Below are 4,503 nucleotides of genomic sequence, written 5' to 3'. Positions count from 1 at the left end.
CACCGTCGGCACGGCGTCGCCGGAGACCTGGATGGAACCGCGCGCGACGGGTTCCGAAGGCATGTCCAGCTTAGCGATGGGCGGCAGCGCCGGCCCCCGCAGGCGCACCCCCATTCGGCCATACGCCTCGCTCAACGTGAAGGGCTCGCGCAGCAGGGTAGCAACCGTCTTCGGTGCGAAGAAGCGATCCTGCGGTCCTAACACCACCGGCACCTCGGCGGGCGGCCGTGCCCAGGCCGGCAGGGGGATGCGCAGGAACCGTTCGGCCCGGCGCTTCGTGCCGGTGACGGTCAGGGATTGCCCCGCCGTCAGCCGCCCACCGCCCAGACCAGTCGGTCCATGGGTGGAAACACTGCCCAGCCAGGGAGGCACCTGCAAATGCCCGGCGAAAGCCAGGTACGTCCAGCAGCCCCAGAAGCCCGGGCGGACCAACAACACCGAGCCGGCGCGGATGGTCAGCACCGTCCAGGCGCCGTAGCGGATGCCATCCAGCACGACCTGGAAACCGCCGCCCGCCACGGCGAGTGTTACCTCGCCCCCCAGGCATGACAGCGACAATCCGCCAAGCGAGATTTCAATGGCGGCGGCATCCGGAGGATTGCCCAACGCAGCCTGTGCGGCGGCGTAGCTGGCGCGGTCCATCGGCCCGGAGGTCGGCACGCCGAAGCGCAGCATCCCGGCCCGGCCGGCATCCTGGAAGGTGACGTGCGGCCCGGCGGCAGTGACGCTGAAGAGGGCGCTGCTCATGGGACCGCCTCCGCCTCGAAGGCTGCCCGGTCGATGCGGGTGAAGCGCACGGTGTCGCCGACATCGAACAGAACAGGGCGCTCACCCTCTCCCCTGTTGAGGATCTGCGTGGGGGAGCGGCCGATGATCCACCACCCGGTTGGCATCACCAGGGTGGTGACCAGGCATTGCGGCCCGGCGATGACCACACTGCCCGCAGCGACATCGCGCACCGGGGCGGTCTTGCGCGGCAGGCGGATGGCCTCCGGCACGCCGGCTAGATAGGCGTATCCCGGCGCGAAGCCGTACATGTACACGCGGTAGTCGCCCGCGAGATGCGCGGCGATTACTGCCTCGGCCGACAGGCCGACGGCCTGGGCCACACCTGGAAGATCAGGCGCGAAGTCGGCATCGTAGCAGATGCGCACGTCCTGCTGCTGCCCAGTCCGCGGTGCGGTCCCGGAAGCATCGATCAGCCGGCGCAACGCCTTCTCCACCGCCGCATGATCCGTGATCAGCGGATCGAAGCGGATGAGGATGTTCACGTAGGCCGGCACCGCTTCCAGGAATCCGGTGACTGTGTCGGGGGAAACGCGGGCATCCAGGCGAAGCACCTCGTCATGCACGGCGCGGTTGATGGCCTCGCCAAATTCCACCAGGACCGCGTGATCCGCCACTGGGCGAAAGACAGGATAGGTCAAGATCACGCGGCACCCAGGAAGGAAACCACCTCAATGCCGGCGTGGGCCAGCCGCTGGCGCACATGTTGCGCCATCGCGACAGCACCAGGACTGTCCCCATGCACGCAGATGGATTTCGCCTCCAGTCGAATGGGCGGACCGTCGATCACCGGCATCAGGCCAGTCTCGAGGAACTCCACCAGCCGCGCGGCGGCCTCCTCAGGATCGTGGATCATGGCCCCGGGCTTGCTGCGCGGAACCAACTGGCCATTGGAGAGGTAGCCGCGATCCGCGAAGATCTCGCTGAAAGTGGCTAGCCCCGCATCGCGTCCGGCGCGATCCAGCGCCGTGCCGGAGATGGCCAGCATGGCGAGCGCAGGCGAGACCGCCTTTACCGCCCGCGCGACAGCCGCGGCGACATCCGCCTCGGCGGCGGCCCAGTTGCCGAGCGCGCCGTGCGTCTTGACGAAGCGAACCTTGGTGTCCGCCAGGGCGGCGGCTCCCATCAGCGCGCCGATCTGCGTCGCCACCAGCCGCTCCACCTCGCCGATGCTGTGCGGGATCAGGCGCCGGCCGAAGCCTTGACGGTCAGCGAAGCCCGGATGCGCTCCCGCCACCACGCCCTGCTCCCGCGACAGGGTGAGGGTCTGGAACATCGTCTCGGGATCACTGGCATGGGCACCGCAGGCGATGTTGGCGCTGGTGACGACGCGCAGGATCGCCTCGTCATCTCCCATCCGCCAGGGACCGTAGCTTTCTCCGAGATCGGAGTTTAGATCGATCGTCCGCGCCATTGTCCTGCTCCTTGGTCCTGGGCTGCCACGCCGAAGCGCCTGTCCGGTCTCCGCCTGGCCACAATGTCAGGACGGCAGATGGTCATGCCACTGGAGCGGATGATGTTCCAGCGGTCTCGACGGGCACGACTGTGTTGCACGGGTCGGTCTGCCGGTTTGGCTAGGATAGGGCCGTAAGAATAACGCCCTGCCACCTTCCAGAGGAGCCCAGCTTGCCGTCAATGTCGAGCGGTCGTCAGCGTATTCCGAAGCAGCGGTTTCGAGTGACGAATTGGGCGGAGTACGATGCCGCGCTGCGCGGGCGGGGCAGTCTGACCGTGTGGTTCACCTCGCCCACAATCTCATAATCCTTAGATCATCGAGCCAGAAGGTTTAAACAGAGCATGGTGATGACATAACCATCGCACTCATCGGGTAGGATGCAGACAGCAAGAGAGATCGGCAATCCAGGCCAACCGATCCGCAGATTGCACGTTGCCTTGCGGATATAGTTGGAAACATCTGATGGAAGAGCCAGAGCAGTTAGCCACCAACAAGCTCCAGGACATGGCCGAGGGCTTCTTTTGGCTGCTGCCGAATATCGGCATCGGCCTCATCGTCCTACTTGGTTTCTGGGCAGGTGCCCGGCTCCTGGGACGAACTGTTTTCTTTGCCTTCAAGCGGCAACACCGGGAAGATCTAGGCTCGCTCCTCGGCAGTACGGCTCGCTGGGCAATGATCCTGATGGGTGCTCTTGTCTGCGCCACCATCGTCTTTCCTTCCGTGAAGCCTTCCGATCTCCTGGCGACCTTGGGCGTCGGCTCCCTCGCTGTAGGCCTCGCCTTTCGCGATATTCTGCAGAACTGTGGCCTGATGATCCTCTATGCGCAGCCCTTCCGCATAGGGGATCAAATTGTCTCCGGAGACTACGAGGGCACTGTGGAGCGGGTTGAGGCGCGCACGACCATTCTCAAGACCTATGACGGCCAGAGGGTGCTCATCCCCAATAGTAATCTCTACACGCGCGGCATCACCGTACGAACACATTTTCCCGTCCGCCGCAGCCAGTGCGACGTCAGCATTGGCTATTCCGATGATCCGGGGATTGCCTGCGAGGCCGTGCTCCACGCGCTCGCAGGGGTGGAGGGCGTCAAACAGGATCCGCAGCCAGACGCCCGTCCTTGGGAGTTTGGAGAGTCCGGGGTCGTGATCCGGGTGCGGTGGTGGACGGATTCGCGGCGAAGTCATGTTGTGGCTGCTTATGGAAGTGCGGTGGGAGCGATCCGTGCTGCTCTCCAGCAAGCGCAGATCGACCTCGTCTATCCAACACGCATGGTGCTGTTCCACGACCAAACCGAGGAAACCGATGGCGACCGCAGCCGCCAGCGTGAGGGGTGGCCAGCTGGGAAGAAGCCACCAGCGCCACGGCCGCTTAGCCAAATCAGCATTGCGCGAAGCTCTACTTCAAGGACTGAGGAGGATTGAGGCGCAGCCTGTCCTCGGGCTGGTGAAGTTGGACAACACCTCAATTCAGGCTTGTTCAGAATCGGCGGAACGGAAGTGCGGCCAAGAGATTCTTCAAGCACCTCCTGTCAGGCCTCAAGTACAAGCCATATTGGCTAGTCACTGAGGGGCTGAAGAGTTACGGCGTAGTGCAGCGCGAGTTCCTGCCAGGCGTCCGGCATCGAACCAGCCGGTATCTGAACAACCGGGCAGAGAACTCGCATCGGCCAACCCGGCGACGGGAGCGGCAGATGTAGCGGTTCAAGTCGGCCAAGCAGGCCCAGCGGTTCCTCTCAGCACATAGCATGATCTATGGCCATTTCCGTCCTCGCCGACACCTGATGACGGCTGGAGAGTACCGGATCGCCCGGGCCACGGCCCTTCGTATTTGGCAGCAGGAAACCTGTGTCCAAGCGGTATTGAGATCCTGGCGCACCCTCAGTCACGCGGCCGAACTCGCCTTCTCGTCGAACAACTTGCCAATGCCGTCTACAGTCCTCTGATGTCAGATCACTACGATCTCGGCCGGCCCGGTGGGCCACCGGCGATCAACCGAACTCTCTGCACGCCCTGGCTTCGCCCGTTGCCGAACTTTTTGCACGCCTGTTTGAAGGGCGAATCGGATGCAAGCCGAACCTTCGCCACACCTCGCCGAACCTTCACCACATGGCCTCGGGTTTGAGAAGTAGATAAATCAAGGCCTTGGCGCAGTTATCCAGCGAACTTTCGACACCAAACTACTTCAAGAAGAAGAATCTAAATCTATTGCTTTTTGTGCTGAAAGTTCGGGCGGTACGGAAAAACGCATTGAAGAGGTCCGT

4 protein-coding genes and 2 pseudogenes are annotated in these 4,503 nt (G+C 63.6%); 3 read left to right on the top strand and 3 right to left on the bottom strand.

Annotation, left to right across the window (positions count from 1 at the left end):
• From D2K64_RS22820 to D2K64_RS22810, 3 genes are all read right to left on the bottom strand, one after another.
• Nucleotides 1–747 (bottom strand): 5-oxoprolinase subunit C family protein (locus D2K64_RS22820; protein ID WP_120010677.1); only part of this gene is annotated, 747 nt, incomplete at its 3' end.
• The gene (locus tag D2K64_RS22815; RefSeq protein WP_202910802.1) at nucleotides 744–1,427 is read right to left on the bottom strand and encodes a 5-oxoprolinase subunit B family protein; all 684 of its coding nucleotides are present in this window, start codon (nucleotides 1,425–1,427) and stop codon (nucleotides 744–746) included. The genes D2K64_RS22815 and D2K64_RS22820, both read right to left, overlap by 4 nt.
• A 2-nt stretch (nucleotides 1,428–1,429) precedes the next feature.
• Nucleotides 1,430–2,200: a LamB/YcsF family protein gene (locus D2K64_RS22810; protein ID WP_120010676.1), complete on the bottom strand. Its 771-nt coding sequence runs from the start codon at nucleotides 2,198–2,200 to the stop codon at nucleotides 1,430–1,432.
• 221 nt (nucleotides 2,201–2,421) lie between these two features.
• Here D2K64_RS22810 and D2K64_RS25795 point away from each other — a divergent pair.
• The 3 genes and pseudogenes from D2K64_RS25795 to D2K64_RS26365 form a co-directional block, all read left to right on the top strand.
• Nucleotides 2,422–2,541 (top strand): annotated as a pseudogene (locus tag D2K64_RS25795) (IS5/IS1182 family transposase); the annotation flags it as partial.
• A 163-nt stretch (nucleotides 2,542–2,704) separates the two neighbouring features.
• Complete coding sequence (locus tag D2K64_RS22805; RefSeq protein WP_120010675.1) at nucleotides 2,705–3,664, top strand: mechanosensitive ion channel family protein; 960 nt, start codon at nucleotides 2,705–2,707, stop codon at nucleotides 3,662–3,664.
• Nucleotides 3,665–3,726: 62 nt separating this feature from the next.
• Nucleotides 3,727–3,939 (top strand): annotated as a pseudogene (locus D2K64_RS26365) (DDE-type integrase/transposase/recombinase); the annotation flags it as partial.
• Nucleotides 3,940–4,503: the final 564 nt, after the last annotated feature.

The sequence above is a fragment of the Teichococcus vastitatis genome (assembly GCF_003604215.1).
Taxonomy (GTDB): domain Bacteria; phylum Pseudomonadota; class Alphaproteobacteria; order Acetobacterales; family Acetobacteraceae; genus Pseudoroseomonas; species Pseudoroseomonas vastitatis.
Note: the sequence above shows the minus strand (reverse complement) of the source record. Positions and strands in the feature narration are given on the sequence as shown.